Genomic DNA, 18737 nt, shown 5'->3' on the forward strand with positions numbered 1-18737 from the left:
TTGCCACCATCTCCATGCCGTTTGATAACTCACCCCGGCTTTTTTGGCATAGTCTGAGAGTTTCATGGCTATATCTTACCATGAATGACTATACTTGACTATATATTAAGTTAAACTTTACAATACTCAATTGCGATCGCGTCTATCTAGCCATTGTTGAGATTTTTGTAGAAGGAATTGCTTTTTGTGTGAATTCCGTATATATACTCTTGTTTTTTATCTGAGAAGATCATTAAAATATAGGTAGTTTTGCAGATAAGATTGCTAAAAACACAGTATTATCCAAACTCTAAAAGGGAGGATTTACTGAAATATCGAAATAATTAATAGACACAAAATAAACACAAAATATCCAAGATAGCTTGATTAGTTGTGAGTTTTTGTGTCTATTTGGAGAAAAACATGGCGACGATTTTAGTAATTGACGATCAAAAAGCAATACGCACCCAGATTGTAGCAATTCTCCGGTCAGAACAATATAAAATTCTCAATGCTGAAAATGGAGAAGCGGGTATTGAACTGGCAATTCAAAAACAACCCGATCTCATTCTTTGTGATGTGATTATGCCAAAAGTTAATGGCTATGAGGTGTTGGATCGTTTGCGGGAGAATCCGAAAACAGCAACTATTCCCTTTATTTTTATGACGGGACTCTCAGATAAAGAGAGCAATCGTAAAGGAATGGAACTCGGAGCTGATGACTATCTCCTCAAACCTTTTACTGCTGATGAACTACTACAAGCGATTAAAACACGATTAAAAAAACAGGAAGTTTTTACCCGTTTGGCTCGACAAGAATTAGATGAATTGCGAGAAAATATCCGTAGTGCTTTGCCTCACGAATTACGAACACCTCTTAATAGTATTCTGGGATTTTCCGATCTTTTACTCTGCGATTTGGAAAAATTGAAGCAGGCAGATATTCGCGAAATGCTGGAACAGATTTATACTTCTGGACAGCGTTTGTATCGAACAATTCAAAATTTCTTGCTCTACGCAGAATTGGAATTAGCTGCCAGCGATCGCGATCGCTCTACTATCCTACAAGATTACCCCACTAACCTAGTAGAAGGAACAATCGCAGATCAAGCGCGGTTACAGGCATTCAAACTGGGGCGATCTTCAGATTTGGAGTTAGATTTACAGGATGGCTTTGTGGCAATTTCATCGGAGTTACTCGCCAAGTTATTAGAAGAACTGATCGATAATGCCTTTAAATTTTCGGATCCCGGTACTCCCGTTACAATTATTAGTTCTGTTACTGGCGATCGCTTCTTGTTATCGGTACAGGATAAAGGACGGGGTATGACAGCAGAACAAATCGACAAAATCGGGGCATACCTACAGTTTGAGCGTAGAATCTACGAACAACAAGGTTCGGGCTTGGGTTTAACTATTGCTAAACGTATTGCCCAATTACATGATGGCAATTTAAGCATTGAAAGCGTTCCCCATTATTACACGATTGTCCGGGTTTCCCTGCCTATTGCGGATAAAAGTGACAGCCAATAATTTAATTTTCGATTTGGTTTTCGATTTGGTTTTCGATTTGGTTTTCGATTTGGTTTTCCTTTGGATTTTCGATTTGGTTTTCCCTTGGATTTTCGATTTGGTTTTCCCTTGGATTTTCGATTTGGTTTTCTTCTCTAGGAACAGGATTTTCACGCAATTCAGTTTCATCTTCTAAAGGTTCCGGTAAAACAGGAATGCTTGGAATTTCAGAAGGAAAGGAGGAAGGGGGTAAAGTCCCCTCGGAACTGCGACTTCTGGGTAGAGTGGCTAAAGCAACGCGATCGCCTCCCACTTCTCGCAAAATATCCAAAACCTGCACGACTTCATCGTAGCGGGCTTCTTTGGAAGCCGATAGCACCATCAACCCGTTTGGTTTTGTGAGGACATAGTTTTCAACGGCTTGATAAAGTTGCCCTTTGGTACTCATGGGCTGTTGTTCTACATAAATTTGACCGAATTCATCCAAGCTGATTAACAGAATTTCTCGCATCTGGGTCGTACCCGTGGCTGCTTTGGGCAAGTCCAAACTAATTGCCTGTTGGCGCGATACATCGACAGCGGCCAAAATAAAAAAGGTCAGGATACAAAAGATAACATCAATGAGAGGAATAATCTCGATGCGAACTTCCTGCATAAAATGCTCGTCTTGCCAGAGTTTCAGAGGACGGACTTTAACTGGAGCCAGACGAGGACGTTTTTGGGTTTTGGGGGGCATTTTGGTTCTGGGTTCCTTGAATAAGTTGGTGAATTATTAAAAGAATTCTAACCGATTTTCTGAATGCGACATTGCGCGCCTACAGTTGGGTTTTTGGATTGTTTAACCGGAAACAAACCCCTACTCATTTACTCTCTATAGTTCAAAGTTAGGATTATTGGGGGCAAAATTAGGATTATAGTAGGGATCGCCGCCGATTTTTTGCCAATATGCTCCCCATTTTTCGGCTAATTTTTGTCGCTCTTCTGGTCTGACTTGGCGATCGCTACGACTGGCAGATCCGTAGTGACTTAATTGAGCATAAGGGGTGACAAGATTGCGATAGCCGGCTTGATGTGCCTTTAGACATAAATCAACATCATTATAGTTTAAAGCAAATTCCGTGTCTAATCCTTGCAATTCTGCAAAAAGTGCTTTTCTCATCATCAAACAAGCACCGGTTACGGCAATATAATTACGATTGACCAAATTAGAGAAACTATAGCCTTGGTGCGCGCCTTCATAACCGTAAAAAACGTGCATGGGATGAATATCTTCGACAATAACCACTCCTGAATGTTGAATTTTACCATCGGGAAATAAGAGTTTTGCGCCCACTGCTCCAATTTCTGCTTGTTGGGCAAATTCCAACATAGATTCTAACCAGTCTGGTGTTATGACTTGGGTATCGTCATTGAGTATTAAAATCATATCTCCTCGGGCTTTTTCTACGCCAAGATTAATGCGAGTGGAGAAATTAAAAGGGGCGCGATCGCGGACTAATTCGATTTTACCTTCTAAAGGTTCTAAAATCTCCTCGGGAATATCCCAACCATCAACAACAATAATTTCAAAGTTGCGATAGGTACTTTTTTCTTGAATACTTTGAATACAATTTTCTAATAAACAAATATTTTTTCCTGCTTCTTTTATCTGCTTTCCTGCACTGGGAATAATGATGCTGATTTTATATTCTTCCTGTAACTGACGGCGCACGCGAAATACCCCTGCAATCTCCGTTTCTGCCACAAAACCAGGATAATTACTGCGTTCTAACATAGATTCTAAGGCTTTTTTTCCCTTTTGGAAAGCATAAGGTTTTCCCTGTACTCCCGAGGCAGAAGAAGAGGCGATCGCGCGCCAATGATAGAGAATTTTAGGGATATGATAAATATTTTTGGTCTTTTCAGTTAAACGCAAAACGAGATCGTAATCCTGTGCGCCATCAAATTCGCTTCTAAATCCACCTATTTCTCGCACTAATTGAGTGCGATAGACTCCAAAATGGCAGGTGTACATTTGCGTGTGAAAATACTCTGGCGACCAATCGGGTTTAAAGGCAGGATCGAAGTGCTTTCCTTTGGTGTCGATATGATCTTCATCTGTATAAATAAAGTCTGCATTAGGATGAATTTGTAGGAGTTTAGCCACTGCAAATAAAGCATCGATCGCCAATTCGTCATCGTGATCTAATAAACCTATATATTCCCCTGTTGCTAGTTCTAAAGCTGAATTACTGGCGGCGGAAATGTTACCATTTTGGTCGCGGAAAATAACCTTAATGCGGCGATCGCTTTCCTGATATTTCTGCAAAAGGGGGCGAATGTGGTCAGCAGGAGAAGCATCATCGGCAAGACAAAGCTCCCAATGGGGGTAAATTTGCCCTCTAACGGATTGAATTGCTTTTTCCAGCCAAACCACCCCTTCTACGTTATAAACGGGCAGCAGAATGGAAAATAACGGGCAATGAGACCATGTTGCGATTTCCTCGCGGGCGCTTTGAATATCCGTTTCCGTGAAACAATGTTGTTTGCGCCATTGCTGATAACCTATCTTTCCTCGTAACTTGGCCAAAAGGCGATCGCGCAGAAAGGCGATCGCCCTCAGTGTCCCTTGTTCTTTCTGGATAGACTGTAGCGTTTCTAGTTTATCGACTAAGTTCATTTTTCCTTTTAGAGAGAGACAACCCGATCTGAAGGATGTCCAGAATTGACCCTTGACTCTTGACTCTTAACTGTTTATTGTTGACTGTTGACCATTTATAGTAAGTTCATGGCTCTTTCCCTTCCTAGCAGTGCAACTTGGGAAGATTTTCGCCGCTACTGGGATTTAGTTTACGTCCTGTCAGCGCGACATTTGAAGGTACGATATCGAGGCTCTTTTTTAGGGATTTATTGGTCGGTTTTGAATCCCTTGGTCATGACGGGGTTATATGCCGCCATTTTTGGCAACGTTTTTGCCACTTACTACGATAATTCGTTATTAAACTATATGCTTGCCGCCTTTACAGGGCTAACAGTTATTAATTTATATTCCACGGCAACAATCCAAAGTGTTAACATTGTCGTTTGGGGAAGTCCTCTATTAAATAAAATTCGTCTTCCCGTCAGCGTATTTCCCGTGTCGATGGTCATGGCAAATATGTTTCAATTTATTGCGGGAGTAGTTCCCGTCCTGGCGATCGTCACCCTTTTTACCTCAAAAAACCCCCTCAATGTTTTATTGCTCATTTTTCCGATTCTCTCAATGTTTTTGTTATGTGTAGGTGTTGCTTTCTTGGTCAGCGCACTCTATGTTTTTTTCCGAGATTTACCTAATTTTTACGAGGTGATTGTTTTTGTTTTAGGATTAAGTACGCCAATCTTTTATCCCGCTACCATTGTACCCCCTAATTTACGTCAATTTCTGGTTTTAAATCCGCTCTATCCTATTCTAGAGAGTCTGCGAGATATTGCCATTTCGGGGACGCTTCCCGCACCTTACCCTATCGTGCATTCTTTGCTCAATGGAGTGTTAGTGTTGAGTGTAGGCTGGTTGTGTTTTCAACGGTGGCGATCGCAGTTTATGGACCTTCTGTAATCGATGGAGTTAATTCGTTTAGATAATGTGTCGCTGTTACGACGGACGCAAGAAGAGTTTTCTTACGACCTGAAAAGGACGTTTTTTTCTATGTTAGAAGGAAATTATCGAAAACCCGTTCGGCGCTTGGTTTTGGATAGTATTAATCTGACCGTGAATGCTCATGAAAAGGTGGGAATTGTAGGTGCAAATGGGTCAGGAAAATCAACGCTCTTAAAATTGATGTGCGGTATTTTAGAGCCGACTCAAGGCAAAGTTCGGGTGAAAGGCAGTATCGCCCCTTTGTTGGAGCTAGAAGCGGGGTTTGATAAAGATATTTCTGTTTATGATAATATTATTCTCTATGGGGTTTTATTGGGATTTTCCCGTGCGGAAATGAAACAAAGAGCAAGAGAAATTTTAGAATTTGCCGAAATAGAAGAGTTTAAATTACTGCCAGTGAAAGGACTTTCCTCGGGCATGAAAGCACGTTTGGGGTTTGCGATCGCCACCGACGTACAGCCAGATATTCTCATTCTCGATGAAGTTTTGTCCGTCGGAGACGAGCATTTTAAGATGAAATGTAAAAAGCGCATCGACAGTTTTTGGCAGGGAAATGCGACTATTTTAGTAGTATCTCACGATTTAGATTTTATCCGCCAATATTGCGAGCGGGTGATTTGGTTGGATCGTGGTAAATTAATGTTTGCAGGAGAACCGCAAGAAACGGTCAGCAAATATTTAAAATATAGTACCTAGATATTGCCTAATCGCGATCGCCACCCCGATCCAACTGCTTAAAAATTTTGATTTGACTAAAATCGCTGAATCGGTCAATAATTAAAGAGATACCACTTATTCGAGCAATGTTTTATCTCACAGAGGAAAATCGGCCATGACAACTATGACTATTAATATTATCACAATTATAGCAGAAGTCAGTTTAATTCTTATCTTTTTCTTTCTGATTGATTGGACTTTTGGTAGACTCTATCGACAGATTTTTAAAATTCCTGTATTGGAAAAGAAGAAAAGCAGTGCTGCCTCAATTCGTCGTAATGTACGCGGTTTTCTCTTTCTCACGAGTTTTCTGGTCTCTTTAGGGGTCGTTGGTGTTAACGGCTTTCTTATCTATCGCGGTGAAAATGTTCGCGATTATAGCTTAGAACTTATTCGCAAAATCCCCACAGAATTTTGGATTTCTCTGGGTTTAGGAATGGTCAAAAGTATTGGAGTAATTATTGTTACAAGTATTGCTTTACGTTTTTTTAATAATGGATTGGATAGTGTATCAAAATATACTCAAAAATTTGACGTAATTGCTGATAATGATGATAGCGTTGCTGACTTTTTTAATGCTTTTAAGAAAAACATTAATAGTGCCTCTTGGATTGCGATCGCCATTCTCTGCGCTCAATTTCTGATTTTACCTACTGTTGTTACTAAATATTTATATGTTTTACTACGAATTTATATAATTATTGCTATCGGCTTGCTGATTTTTAAAATTGTTGCAGTCATCATTGATAGTCTTGATGGCCTTAGTGTTAAATATTCTAGCCCAGAAAATATCTTACGATTTTACGAACAACTCCGACATCTAGTTTCATTTCTCAAGCGTTGTTTGGAATATATTATTTATGTCATCATGGCAACATTAGTCATTCAACAGATTGATTTTGTTGCTGGTTTAGCCGAATGGGGACCCGTCGGAATTAAATTAATTGCGATCGTTCTTCTAAGTCGCATCTTAATCTCAGTGATTTATTTAGCGGTTGAAGAATTGCTGCTCAACTCCCAAGATTTAACCCCCACTCAACAACAACGACGCGAAACAATAACACCTCTGGTTCAGAGTATTTCCAAATATTTTGTTTATTTCGGCTCGGGAGTTTTTATGCTCGATACCATTGGAGTCGATCCAGCCCCTATCTTAGCAGGTGCAGGGATTTTGGGGTTAGCCGTCGGTTTTGGGGCGCAAAATTTAGTCAATGATATTGTTTCGGGTTTCTTTATTCTCTTTGAAAACTATTATTTAGTGGGGGATTACATTGAAACCGAAGAAGCATCCGGATATGTGGAAGCGATCGAATTGAGGACAACACGCCTTCGCCATCATCACGGACAAGTTCATATTTTACGCAATGGGGATATTACTTCGATTACCAACTACTCTAAAGAATTTGTTTATGCTGCGGTTGATATTGGGGTCGATTATAATACCAATCTCGATCGCCTTTACGAAATTGTTGAGGCGATCGGTTATCAACTCCAAGAGGAAAATGAAGATGTTCTTGAAGTCACGCATTTTGAAGGAATTGAGGAGTTTGGCGAGATTCGTATTGTTGTTCATACCAAAACTAAAGTAAAACCAGGGCAGCATTTACAAATCCAACGCATTTTAAGGAAACGCTACAAAGAAGAATTCGACCGTGAAGGGATATATATTCCTGTGGGTGAAATGGCAGATAAACCCGACTGGGCAGTTAAACTTGAAAAAGAAGAACGAAACCAAATTGTAAGAAATGCTAAACAAGAACGCCCAAAAATTGTTAAACCTCAACCCCCCAAATCAAGTCAACCCTCCCAGTCAAGTCAACCCCCCCAGTCAAATCAACTAATGAATACAGATACTCAAGTGCAAACGCCCAAAGAAACAACTAAGAAAAAGGGAAGATTTTGGCAGTTTTAGTTATGGTTTATCGTGTTTGTAAAGTTATACCTTGATTAGGGAATAAAGAAAACGCGATTTTTCTAGCAAAAGAGGTCAGTCAAAATGGGAAAAACTGCGATCGCGAGGTAAGCTAAATCTTAGCAGGCAAACAAACAGACAGATCGAGACCGCGAACAATGAAATCATTATTAATCCGTTGGACAGCAAGTTTAGGTATTTCTTTAGGCATTCTCCTCGGTATGGGAAGCCAAAATTTCGCTGCTTATGCGTTACCTGACGGTGATGTTGAGCGCATTCTTTCCCCTATCCCAGTTTTTATCGTTACGGACGCTGAAGGAAAGCCTTTAACCGCATCGAGTCAAGAAGGAGAACAAGTTGCAGGAGTCTTCATCAGCCGTAGTGACGCTCAATCATTTATCACCAATCTTGGTACAAACAATCCCGATTTGGCGCGTCAACTGCAAGTTTCACCGATCCCCCTCATCCAAATTGTCCGACAGGCTCAATCGCAAAGTTCAGTTCAGTTTGAGTTTGTCTCGATGCGAGGACAAGTTGAAGCCGCACAACAAGTCCAACAAGGCTTTCAAGGTACACCTCTTTTTGCGGCCAAGGCTGAATCAACGGGAGGTTATCTGAGTATTACCGTGAACGATCGCCAAGTGATTCCCTTCTTTTTTGAGAAACAAAAACTTGATGCCCTTGTCAACCGCTTTACCCAGCAAAATCCTAACCTAGCCAATGGCATCAAGGTTCAGGCGATCCCTTTAGAGTCAGTTATCGACACTTTAGCCAATTCCGAAGAAGAAGGATTGAAGCAAATTGTCCTTGTTTTGTCCGATGAATCTTTACAATACGTGCGATCGCTTCAACAACAAACCCCTTAAGGATAGGGCGATCGCGAAAGAGTCGGTATATGAGGCATTGCAGTTGCCACATTTCCTAACTTGTTAAACTGGTATATATAGGCAAACTCTCGGTGAATTTAAGGATTGAAGACCATGTGGGGATTTTTTAGTTTGATTGCGATCGTGGTTTATGGGGCGGGGATTTGGAAATTTTGGAAAGGATACCAACAAACCAATTTCCAGCCAGGCTTAACGAATCGCGTCGCCTTATCGTTACTTTGGCCGGTTTTGTTAATTACGAACAAATCCTATCGGCAAAATTTTCAGAAAGCATTAAAGGGACGTTAAGGGATTGCTCAAAACCCTGAAAAAGGTGTGGGTAATTGGGGGAACGAGTGAAAGTCGCGAAATTGTCACCTTGTTAGTCTCTCGTAGCATTCCCTGTTTGGTCACGGTGACGACGGAGGCCGCGCGATCGCTTTACCCTCCCAGTCCAGGACTCGATATTCGCACGGGACGCTTAACCCCCGATCGACTCGAGGAATTGTTGTGCTGGGAAACAATTGCTGCTGTGGTGGATGCCTCCCACCCCTATGCCAGCAGTATTTCTCACCATGCGATCGCCATAACCGCCCAATTTAAGATTCCCTATTTACGCTATGAACGTCCAGCCTTGGCAACAGAAGGAGAAATCGTAGTCGAGAGTTTCCAGGAATTGCTGTCCGGGGATTATCTGTGCGATCGCCGCGTCTTGCTGACGGTGGGATGTAAAACTTTACCTCTTTTTCAACCTTGGCACGATCGCGCTACTCTTTTTGCCCGCGTCCTTCCTGTTGTAAACTCATTAGAAGTGGCGATCGCGGCTGGATTTTCCCCGCATCGACTCATTGCCCTGCGTCCTCCCCTTTCTGGGGAACTCGAGGAGGCACTCTGGAGACAGTGGCACATCGATTTGGTTGTGACCAAGGCATCGGGACGAGAAGGAGGAGAGGAAATTAAGCGATCCGTTGCTGCTAAATTGGGAATTCCTTTACTGGTTGTTGCGCGACCTTTCGTAAGTTATCCCCAACAAACTGCAAATTTAGAAGATGTTTTCGCGTTTTGCGATCGACATTTAAAATAGTTCACTTGAGGAGAAAAACAATGGCAGATTCCCTAACCCCAGAAGTTAGCGATCGCATTTGCAAGCACATGAATAAAGATCATAGCGATGCGATCGTTTTATATGCCCGCGTTTTTGGCAAGACTCCGGAAGCCACTAGCGCCCAAATGCTGGCGATCGATGCAGAAGGTATGAATTTAACGGTACAAGCCAATGGGACAGATATCCCCATGCGGATATCCTTCGACCATACTTTAGTCGATGCTAAAGATGCTCATCATACTCTTGTGAATATGATCGAACAAACAAAACAAACTTAATAAACTTGGCTGTTAATTCAGATCGAAGTTAAACTGCGACTCACTGGGTTGCACCGGCGATCGCGGTTGGTGGAATATTTGTAAATATCCCCAGTTAGAGTCGCCCTTGTAAAATATAGGTTTTCATTTTTCCCTTGCCTTTAACGGTAATTTCTTCCTCTTTTTCAAAAAAGAACTTATCTTTAATTAATTCATAAGTATCTTTTGTGACTTGAATCGCGTTCGGCTTACCTTGAGATTCCATGCGAGAAGCGACGTTTACTGTATCTCCCCAGAGGTCGTAAATAAATTTGTTAATGCCAATCACCCCAGCAACCACAGGTCCCGTATTGATGCCAATACGAACTTGGAAGGGTTGACCGTCCTCTTGACGGAATTTAGAAATAGCAAGCTGCATATCTAACGCTAAATCCGCGATCGCCTCGGCATGATTGGCCGCCGTATTCAGGAGTCCCCCGGCCACCATATAGGAATCCCCAATAGTCTTGATTTTCTCCAAATTATGCCAGGTGGTTAACTTATCAAAAGCAGAAAACATCTCATTGAGTAAATCCACCAAATCCGCCGGTGGCATTTTGGCCGAGAGGGAGGTAAAATCAACGATATCTGCAAACAAAATGGAAATACAGTCGTAGCGATCCGCGATGGATTTCTCATTTTGCTTGAGACGTTCGGCGATCGCCTTCGGTAAAATATTCAAGAGTAAGCGGTCTGATTTTTCTCTTTCTATGCGTAGAGCATCTTCGGCTTCTTTTTGCTTGGTAATATCGGCAACGGTACCTTCATAATAAAGGATATTTCCATCGTTATCCCGCACCACTCGAGCATTTTCAGAAGTCCAAATTACGCGACCATCTTTGCGTTTGACCTGGGCCTTAAACCCAGAAATTGCCCCTTGGCGTTCGAGTTGTTCCCGGAATTGCTGGCGTAACTCGGGTTCGATATAGCTGCGATCGATATGGGATAATAAGGCCGCCATCTCTGCAAATGAATCATAACCGAACATGGCAACTAAGGCAGGATTCGCACTGATGTAACGCCCGTCCCGAGTGGATTGGAATATTCCTTCCGCCGCATTCTCAAAAATACTGCGGTATTTTTCCTCAGCCTTTTCTACTTTTAGCTGCATCTGTTTGCGTTTGGTAATATTCCGCGCCACCCAGATCGCGCAATTGTTGGGTAGGGGGGAAACACTGGCAGAAAACCACGCGGTTTTATTTTGTAAGGAAGTATCTACAAGGGGATTGCTTTCCAAACTGTATTCCATATAAACCGTTTCTCCAGTTTCTAAGGCTTGCTGGATATGATCGATAAAGATTTGTGCTTGTTCTGGGGGTAAAACTTCCCAGACGCTTTTGCCCAACAATTCCAGTTTAGGGCTATAAATAGTTTCTGAATTGGTGGTGACGATTTTAGCATAGCGGCCTTCCGCGTCAAAGACGGTGATAATGTCTGTCATGGCGGCAAATAAGGCTTTTAGTTCTGCCTCTGAGGTTCGTAAGGCAGATTCGATGCGTTCCCGTTCGCCAATTTCCAGTAATAATTGTAAGTTTAATTGTTGCAATTCGTTCGTGCGCTGCTGGACGCGCGTTTCTAACTCTTCATTTAGTTTTCTGAGTTTTTCTTCTGCTTCTTTGCGATCGGTAATGTCTTCAACGGTGCCTTCATAGTAGATGATTTTACCATTTTCACCCCGCACCGCCCGAGCATTTTCGGAAATCCAGCGCAGTTGTCCATCGCGACGACGCACTTGTGCCTCAAAGCCGATAACACCGCCTTCGGTTTCGATGGAATGAATAAAAATGCGACGGCGTTGGGGTTCCACATATAATCGTTCTTCCAAGTTGTCGAGATTGGCCATGAGGTCTTCTGGGGAATCATAGCCATAAATTCTTGCCAAGGCGGGGTTAGCGCTGAGATAGCGACCGTCGGGGGTGGTTTGGAAGATGCCTTCGACGGCATTTTCAAAGATGGTGCGATATTTTTCTTCGGCTTTTTGTAAGCCTTCTAAGGCTTGCTGGCGATCGGTGACATCAATACCGACGGTAAAGGCGGCTCTTCCTTCATCATATTTTTGCGCGGCAATGAGATAATTGTGGGGTTTTCCATCCACGATCGCCTCGACTTCCCGAAAATTATCTTGTTCTGGACTGGCAAAAAAGTTGGCCACAAACTCATTAAAGTCTTCGCTGGCTTGCAGGAAACCTAAACTTTTCCCCGCAAAGGCTTCTACAGGAAGGTTGAAGGTGTTGGCTAAATGACGATTGACTCCCAAATAGCGTAAATCGGAACTAATCCAGGAAACAATCCCAGGTACGGCTTCTAATACTGCTTGGAGTTGGTCTTTGGTGAAGTGTAAATCTTCGATCGCCCGTTGGCGATCGGTGACATCAATACCGACGGTAAAGGCCGCCGCACCGTTATCATATTTTTGTGCTGCAATGAGATAATTGCGGGTTTCCCCATCTACGATGGTCTCGACTTCTCGAAAATTATCTTGTTCGGGGGCGGCAAAAAAGTCCTGCACGAATTGGTTAAAATCATCACTGGCTTCGAGAAAACCAATATTTTTGCCCACGAAGTCTTCGGGGGAAAGATTGAAGGTTTTGGCTAAATGGCGATTGACTCCCAAATAGCGCAGATCGGAACTAATCCAAGAAACAATCCCCGGTACGGCTTCTAAAACCGCCTGTAATTGCGCTTTGGAACGGGCGAGGGCATTAAGCGCCTCTTGGCGCTTGGTAATATCAATGCCAACGGTAAAGGCAGCTTGCCCGCGATTGTATTTTTGAATGACAATTAAATAGGTTCCCGATCGCCCTTGCACGTGGGAAGTGATTTCGCGATAGGCTTCGGTTGCTTCCCCCGCAAAAAAGTCACGAATGAAACCGATGAATTCTTCACTGGCATTTAAAAAGCCGATATCTTGCCCGATAAAGGCTTCGGGTTCGAGATTAAACATTGCAGCGAGGTGATGATTGACTCCCAAATAGCGCAGATCGGAACTAATCCAAGAGACAATGCCAGGAACTGTATCTAAAATGGCTTGAAGTTGGTCTTGGGCGGCATCCAGGGCATTTTCGACGTGTTGGCGTTCGACAATTTCCCCCACTAGGCGATCGCTGGTATCTCTCAAAGCAATGGTTCTTTCTTGAAATTGCTGTTCGAGTTCGAGGAGGGCTTGTTCTCTTTCCCATTCAATCTGTTTTCGTTGGCTGATATCCCGCACGATCCAAATCGCTTCATTGGGGTTGATGGGGGAGATAACGGCGGAAAACCATGCCTCTTCCCATTGATACTCGAATTGAACGGGATGTTTTTCGGCTAGGGCTGTATGAATATAATCCAGAAAGCGATCGGCTTGTTCTGGGGGAAAAACTTCATGTAGGGTTTTGCCGATCAAATCTGGGGAAAATTGCGGTAGGGGTTGAGTGGGTGCAACCCTTAAATAACAGCCGAGGGCATCGGTAACGACGATCGCATCGCTGGTAGCATCAAAAAGGGCGCGAAGTTCGCCCCAATAGTCTTGTAGGGCTGTTTCGATCGCTTTTCGTCTCGTTCTTTCCCCTTCTAATTCGGCAACAAGGGGATCGAGGCTGTTGTTTGTTTCTTGATAACCTAGCCACGGGAGGGGATTAATGGGGCGATCGCTTTGATAGACTAGGGTGAATTTGCCATTGCTATAGCCTGCGATGAGCATGGGACGGGCAAGATATTGATTGGGGTTTAGACGCACGCTTCCTGCTGCTTCTTGGAAGGTTTGCCCGATCGCGGCAGCTTGTACGCGATGGATTTGGAAAGAGCCGGCGGTTTCTACTGCTTGTTTCCAAAGGTATACTTGGGTGTAGGCTGCCGCCGCAATTTCGTTGGCGGGGACAAAGGGGCGATCGCCTCTGAATGGGGAAAATAAGCATTAAGAAAATAGTGACCTGCTTTGCTTTCGCCTAAATTTTCAATATCCGTCAGGGTCAGATTAAGAGCGAGGATCGTTGTTTTTTCCCGTAGGGGTTTGGTCTCCAAACCCGAACTTTCGTACACCAAATCCGTTTCGTAGAGATAATAACTCTCAGCACCGCAAGTATTAATAATCAGATCGGGTTCTTCTCGGGAGATCGCCACTAAGAGTTGTTCCCAGTTCGTATTTTCGTCCACCGTCGCGATCGCCAATTCTCCTTGCTGTTGTCCCGAGTCTTGCCATTGTTGGGCAAAAATAGCGCCAATTTGTTGAGAGAGAAGATCTGAAGAGTTGATTAAATAACACTTCTGTTTCCCCGTGGCTTGCAACCAAGCGATCGCCGCTTCTACCCGTTGGTTGGGACAAGTTCCGGTATAAAAAATGCGAGAGAAGGTTTCTGCCCCTGGATTGCGATCGGCGTACCACAATAAAGTATTAGAGGCTTCTACTAGGGAAAAAAGTTCTTGGCGCAACCCCTCTGGGATACCCCAACTAAAAATTGTTTTTACTGTTGCATCTTCCAACAAGATTCGTGCTTGTTGTTGTAATGTTTCGCGATCGCCAATTTCCGGCGCTTCAATGGCTTCGATCGCTTGACCCAAAATGCCGCCATTTTGATTAATTTCGGCGATCGCCACGGCGATCCCTTCCATGGCGATCGCATTGTCTTGTTGCAAATTCACATCCACATCCACAGACAAAATTCCCACGCGAACGGTGGAGGATACAATCGGTTTCATAAGCGCCTTATCCTCTACAACAGATTGACAGTCCGAAGCCCGAGGATTGATCTTTGCTGCCTCAGTGCGAATACGGGGTAGAGCATCCAAATTTACATAATTGGCAATCTCAAAACTTGACATAATTAATGAGTAGGGATGGGGAAAACATCCGAGAATTGCTAGGGATTGAACTTTTGTTTGATACAGCCACAATTTCTCCAATTCAGGAATAACTCGTTCCTTTTTTTTGTGACGAGAGGGTTTGGCGACCAAACCCCTACGATGCCCCATCCTGTTTGTTAAGTTAAGAGGGTTTGGCGACCAAACCCCTACGGATTTCCGGTAAATGCAACACTAACTCGCAACCTATTTTGCCATGATACCTTGAAATTAGAGGATGAGGGCAAGATAGGTCAGAGAAATTCTCATCCTATTTTTCTTTCTCCGATTGATAATTATCCTCCGAGTGCAACAGTAGCTCGAACCGATCTCTCGATTCTAGAAATTGTTGTTCATTAAATACGCGATCGCGGGAAAAATAAGATGGAGGAAAAAAGATTCGGTCGCGTTATCGAGGCTCATTCCCTTTCACCACTTAACTAAAAACTGTCATGGATCAAAGCGATCGCAGTCCAATCGCCTATCAAAATCGTCTCTTTTGCCGTTTGGATGGTTTTACACCGGAAGAGCGGGAAAAACAACGATTGCAGGTATTAGAACAGTTGGGATTACTAAACTCCGATACGGTTCCCGTTTTTGATGAAGCCGTGCAAACTGCGGCTCGTTTTCTGGGGGGGTCTTACCCCTATGAGGCAAATAGCTTAAGTTCTCACTATTTTCCCCAGATGCCGATTTGTTTTGTTTGCATTCAAGTAAAGGACGAATTATGGCTTAAATCTGCCCTAGGATTATCGCAACTGGGCTTGATGAACGATCTGGCGACTCTTCGCAAATTATCTCGCCCCGAATCATTGTGCCAGTATGTGATTGACGCTGCTTGTCCTTTAGCGATCTCTAATGTTTCCCGTCATCCTGTTTTTGCCCATAGTTTATTATTTCAACATTATGGCATCCGTGCTTACTTGGGCGCTCCGTTAATCGCGCGATCGGGGGAATGCCTGGGGGCGATCGCCGTCATGAAGTTAGAACCCTATGAATTTAGCGATCGCGATATTGATTTTTTAACCCTGACCGCACGCTGGTGCATGAGTGAGTATGAAAGCCTGATGGAGCGATCGAGGGTTTCTCCCACACCTCATACTCCTACCTATCCTATTTCTACCGCGATCGCCTCCCCCGCACCCAAATTTACCCATGGCAACGGCGGCCAGGACTCCGTTCATCTCCTTAAAGTTCGGTTATTAGTCGGACTGACGGAAAATTTGCGAAACCCGCTAACATCAGTGATGGGCATGGCTCGGGTCTTAGAACAAGAAATCTACGGACCTTTGACCGACAAGCAAAAAGAATATCTAGAAATCATTCACAATAGCGGTCAAGAGTTACTTTCTGTGGTAGAAGAAATGCTGGCTTTGGAAGTTTTAGACCAAACCAATGAACAATTACACCTCGCTCCTGTGGATGTTGAGATGCTCTGTCAGCAGTCTCTTAATAATTTACAATCCCTGGCTCAACAACAGCAACAAACCTTACAAATGTCTGTTGAACCGGGTAATCGTATCTGGTTATTGGATAAAGAAAAACTCCGTCAAGCACTCTATTATCTCTGTTACAGTCTGATTTATGCCTCCCATGAGGGAAGTGAGATTCACGTTCATATCTGTCGCAAAATTGAAGACCCCATTCACCCTTTACCCGTTCTTAATATTTCTTTGTGGACTTCTCACCCCTGTTGGCAAGATGAGGGGATGCGGGCTACAGTAATTCCAGAGCAGAATGAGCGATCGCCTCAACAAACTCTACAGTTGCTTATGGAAACGCTACAAACTTATAAGCGCGATCGTCAATCTACTGAGGAAGAAGGACGAGAAACTCTGGGTTTATTATTAAGCTGTCATTTACTGGAAATGCACGGAGGCTGGATATCTCTCGAAAAATCCCGAGAAGGAAGCTATCGCTATGTCTTCAAGATTCCCCAAATCGAACAATCTCATCAAACAATGGTTCACAATTAATAATTTCTATGAGAATTACTCGCTTTGGTACTTGCCTCTTTTTTAACTGCTGCGATTGTTGGAGGTATTTCTGAAGAAGGGCGATCGCGATCGTTTACATAACTTTACGTTTAATGAGTAGCATTTATTCTGAATAGCTGTGCTATAACAAAAATATTGTTACAGAATAGACATTATATCAATGCCAAAATACACCGTGGAAGAAGTGCTAGATATTATCAAAGCGCTTAATCCTGAAGACCAAAAGCGCTTGCAAAAGTCTCTAGTAAAAGTTTGGGATAATCCTCTGTCCCCGACTCCATCTGGGGAAGGTCAGCAAATGATGAATACTTTTGGTAATATGAATGTAGGCGGTAGTAGTAACCAAGTGAATGTCTCGCCCGCTCAAAATAGAGATGGTCAAGTTACGGTATCGCCAACCTTGACTCAAACCAAACCCCATCAGGATGACCTGCAAGAAGCCTTACAGCAATTAGAGAAGCTAAAGCAAGAAATTTTGACAACTTCGCTGCTTGATGCGTTAGAAAAAACAACCAAAGAAGCTCAAGTCAGATTTGTTGAAGAAGAATTGAAGAAACCCAATCCCGATCGTAATTTAGTTGGTAAGACAGTTTCCTTACTCAAACTAGGTTTAGAAGGAGTGCAAACTTTAGCAGAACCCGTGCAAAAAGTTGCTTCTTTGATTGCGAGAGTTTGGGGTATAGCGGTGTTATAGATTTTGTTGGAAACTTGGATTGAATTGAGGCGCGATCGGAATTTCACTTTAATTACAGGAGATTTTTTATGAGTCAGTCTAATCAGGATGGTGTAAATCAGAGTATGAAAACTACGGTAGGAGATGTATACACTAGTGGAGAAAATAATACAACAACATTTAACAACAATCAAACTGTTAACAACAATCAAACTACACGCAATTTTAATTTTGAATATGTTTTAAGCGAAGAAAAAGAAAAACTGATTAAAAAATATGCTGCCAGCAAGCCTTTTAAACAAGAATCTCCGTATCGAGGATTTAAAAGTTTTGGGATAGATGATAAAAAAAGTTTCTTTGGGCGCGATCTTTTAAGTGAGCAACTACTGGATGCTGTTGAGCAAAATAATTTAGTTTTAGTATTAGGTGCTTCTGGTAGTGGAAAATCGTCAATAGTACGAGCAGGTTTAATTTCTCGATGGAAAGAGCAACGAAAGTTAAAAAATGAACATTACTATGATTTTATTTTTACTCCGGGCGATCATCCTTTTGCATCTCTACATCAAGGTCTAAACAATAATTACAAAATCAATGAAGGATACACTAGTATGGCGAAAAATTTTAAAATTGATACCTTTAAGAATGCTGTTGAAAAGATCAAGAATTCTAAGTTAGAAAAGTGGTTATTTTTTATCGATCAATTTGAAGAAATATTCAATGTTCCTGATGAGAAAGAAGGTCATATTTTTATTCAAAGTTTAAATAAACTAACCGAACTCAACGATCCTTCAATTAAGATTGTACTAGCAATGCGATCGGATTTTCTAGGGAAGTTTGAAATTAATCCAAATTTAAGTAAACTTGTCAATGAAAATAAAGTAGAAATGATTGGTGATATGACCCCAGAAGAACTCCGTGAAGCTATTGAACAACCCGCAGCAGAGCATGGTGTAATATTTGAAGATGGATTAGTCAAACAAATTATTGATGATATTAATGGCACAGATAGAGATATTAGTATACAAAAAGGTTATCTTCCTTTTTTGCAATATACTTTATATAGATTATGGTGTGCTGAGAATTTGAGTCCAATTCATAGACAATTAACTCGTAGATGCTACTCAAAAATAGGCGGTATTGGAGGTTCTTTAAAGCAACAAGTTCAAGATATTTACTCACACTTTACTGAAGAGGAAAAAGTTTTATCTCGTACTATATTCTTAAATTTATTTGATATAAAAGCTCT

Annotated in this window: 14 protein-coding genes and 1 pseudogene; 11 read left to right on the top strand and 4 right to left on the bottom strand. The window is 42.4% G+C overall.

All coding sequences use genetic code 11. The features are described from left to right. The first annotated feature begins 402 nt into the window (after positions 1 to 402). A complete protein-coding gene (locus VB714_RS04030; RefSeq protein WP_323221422.1) occupies positions 403 to 1512 on the top strand; it encodes a response regulator in 1110 nt (369 codons plus the stop codon). A gap of 1 nt (position 1513) precedes the next feature. Here VB714_RS04030 and VB714_RS04035 read toward each other — a convergent pair whose 3' ends face one another. After that, the gene (locus tag VB714_RS04035; RefSeq protein ID WP_323221424.1) at positions 1514 to 2227 is read right to left on the bottom strand and encodes an ExbD/TolR family protein; all 714 of its coding nucleotides are present in this window, start codon (positions 2225 to 2227) and stop codon (positions 1514 to 1516) included. A 135-nt stretch (positions 2228 to 2362) separates the two neighbouring features. After that, complete coding sequence (locus VB714_RS04040; RefSeq protein WP_323221426.1) at positions 2363 to 4150, bottom strand: glycosyltransferase family 2 protein; 1788 nt, start codon at positions 4148 to 4150, stop codon at positions 2363 to 2365. 108 nt (positions 4151 to 4258) lie between these two features. Here VB714_RS04040 and VB714_RS04045 point away from each other — a divergent pair, with 108 nt between their 5' ends. The 7 genes from VB714_RS04045 to VB714_RS04075 all read left to right on the top strand — a co-directional run bounded on the left by VB714_RS04045 (position 4259) and on the right by VB714_RS04075 (position 9985). Beyond that, complete coding sequence (locus tag VB714_RS04045) at positions 4259 to 5065, top strand: ABC transporter permease (RefSeq protein ID WP_323221428.1); 807 nt, start codon at positions 4259 to 4261, stop codon at positions 5063 to 5065. A gap of 3 nt (positions 5066 to 5068) precedes the next feature. Further along, positions 5069 to 5803 carry an ABC transporter ATP-binding protein gene (locus VB714_RS04050; RefSeq protein WP_323221430.1) on the top strand — a complete coding sequence of 245 codons (735 nt, stop codon included), beginning with the start codon at positions 5069 to 5071 and terminating at the stop codon, positions 5801 to 5803. 136 nt (positions 5804 to 5939) lie between these two features. Beyond that, positions 5940 to 7736, top strand: a complete 1797-nt coding sequence (locus VB714_RS04055; RefSeq protein WP_323221431.1) for a mechanosensitive ion channel family protein — start codon at positions 5940 to 5942, stop codon at positions 7734 to 7736. A gap of 158 nt (positions 7737 to 7894) precedes the next feature. Continuing rightward, complete coding sequence (locus VB714_RS04060; RefSeq protein ID WP_323221433.1) at positions 7895 to 8602, top strand: Tic22 family protein; 708 nt, start codon at positions 7895 to 7897, stop codon at positions 8600 to 8602. Between the two features lie 114 nt (positions 8603 to 8716). Continuing rightward, a complete protein-coding gene (locus VB714_RS04065) occupies positions 8717 to 8911 on the top strand; it encodes a hypothetical protein (RefSeq protein ID WP_323221435.1) in 195 nt (64 codons plus the stop codon). Between the two features lie 4 nt (positions 8912 to 8915). Next, the gene (locus tag VB714_RS04070) at positions 8916 to 9686 is read left to right on the top strand and encodes a cobalt-precorrin-6A reductase (protein WP_323221437.1); all 771 of its coding nucleotides are present in this window, start codon (positions 8916 to 8918) and stop codon (positions 9684 to 9686) included. Between the two features lie 20 nt (positions 9687 to 9706). After that, positions 9707 to 9985, top strand: a complete 279-nt coding sequence (locus VB714_RS04075; RefSeq protein ID WP_323221439.1) for a DUF2470 domain-containing protein — start codon at positions 9707 to 9709, stop codon at positions 9983 to 9985. A 94-nt stretch (positions 9986 to 10079) separates the two neighbouring features. Here VB714_RS04075 and VB714_RS04080 read toward each other — a convergent pair whose 3' ends face one another. Together VB714_RS04080 and VB714_RS04085 are read right to left on the bottom strand one after the other, a co-directional pair. Further along, positions 10080 to 13847 carry a PAS domain S-box protein gene (locus tag VB714_RS04080; RefSeq protein ID WP_323221449.1) on the bottom strand — a complete coding sequence of 1256 codons (3768 nt, stop codon included), beginning with the start codon at positions 13845 to 13847 and terminating at the stop codon, positions 10080 to 10082. Then, on the bottom strand, positions 13799 to 14953 hold the full coding sequence (locus VB714_RS04085) for a transporter substrate-binding protein (protein WP_323221441.1): 1155 nt from the start codon (positions 14951 to 14953) through the stop codon (positions 13799 to 13801). The genes VB714_RS04080 and VB714_RS04085 overlap by 49 nt, the downstream gene beginning before the upstream one ends. A gap of 320 nt (positions 14954 to 15273) precedes the next feature. Between VB714_RS04085 and VB714_RS04090 the strand changes: the two genes are divergently transcribed. The 3 genes and pseudogenes from VB714_RS04090 to VB714_RS04100 all read left to right on the top strand — a co-directional run. Further along, the gene (locus tag VB714_RS04090) at positions 15274 to 16797 is read left to right on the top strand and encodes a histidine kinase dimerization/phospho-acceptor domain-containing protein (RefSeq protein ID WP_323221443.1); all 1524 of its coding nucleotides are present in this window, start codon (positions 15274 to 15276) and stop codon (positions 16795 to 16797) included. A 181-nt stretch (positions 16798 to 16978) separates the two neighbouring features. Beyond that, positions 16979 to 17512, top strand: coding sequence for a hypothetical protein (locus VB714_RS04095; RefSeq protein ID WP_323221446.1), 534 nt, complete (start codon positions 16979 to 16981; stop codon positions 17510 to 17512). 68 nt (positions 17513 to 17580) lie between these two features. Continuing rightward, positions 17581 to 18737 (top strand): annotated as a pseudogene (locus tag VB714_RS04100) (hypothetical protein); the annotation flags it as partial.

The sequence above is a fragment of the Spirulina sp. 06S082 genome, from assembly GCF_034932145.1.
Lineage (GTDB): Bacteria > Cyanobacteriota > Cyanobacteriia > Cyanobacteriales > Spirulinaceae > CCY15215.

Bases quoted from the DNA above. Each gene is read 5' to 3' on its own strand.
- VB714_RS04050 (WP_323221430.1), top strand. From the start codon at position 5,069: ATGGAGTTAATTCGTTTAGATAATGTGTCGCTGTTACGACGGACGCAA.
- VB714_RS04055 (WP_323221431.1), top strand. From the start codon at position 5,940: ATGACAACTATGACTATTAATATTATCACAATTATAGCAGAAGTCAGT.
- VB714_RS04040 (WP_323221426.1), bottom strand. From the start codon at position 4,150: ATGAACTTAGTCGATAAACTAGAAACGCTACAGTCTATCCAGAAAGAA.
- VB714_RS04095 (WP_323221446.1), top strand. From the start codon at position 16,979: ATGCCAAAATACACCGTGGAAGAAGTGCTAGATATTATCAAAGCGCTT.
- VB714_RS04090 (WP_323221443.1), top strand. From the start codon at position 15,274: ATGGATCAAAGCGATCGCAGTCCAATCGCCTATCAAAATCGTCTCTTT.
- VB714_RS04060 (WP_323221433.1), top strand. From the start codon at position 7,895: ATGAAATCATTATTAATCCGTTGGACAGCAAGTTTAGGTATTTCTTTA.
- VB714_RS04045 (WP_323221428.1), top strand. From the start codon at position 4,259: ATGGCTCTTTCCCTTCCTAGCAGTGCAACTTGGGAAGATTTTCGCCGC.
- VB714_RS04085 (WP_323221441.1), bottom strand. From the start codon at position 14,953: ATGGGGCATCGTAGGGGTTTGGTCGCCAAACCCTCTCGTCACAAAAAA.
- VB714_RS04035 (WP_323221424.1), bottom strand. From the start codon at position 2,227: ATGCCCCCCAAAACCCAAAAACGTCCTCGTCTGGCTCCAGTTAAAGTC.
- VB714_RS04075 (WP_323221439.1), top strand. From the start codon at position 9,707: ATGGCAGATTCCCTAACCCCAGAAGTTAGCGATCGCATTTGCAAGCAC.
- VB714_RS04065 (WP_323221435.1), top strand. From the start codon at position 8,717: ATGTGGGGATTTTTTAGTTTGATTGCGATCGTGGTTTATGGGGCGGGG.
- VB714_RS04030 (WP_323221422.1), top strand. From the start codon at position 403: ATGGCGACGATTTTAGTAATTGACGATCAAAAAGCAATACGCACCCAG.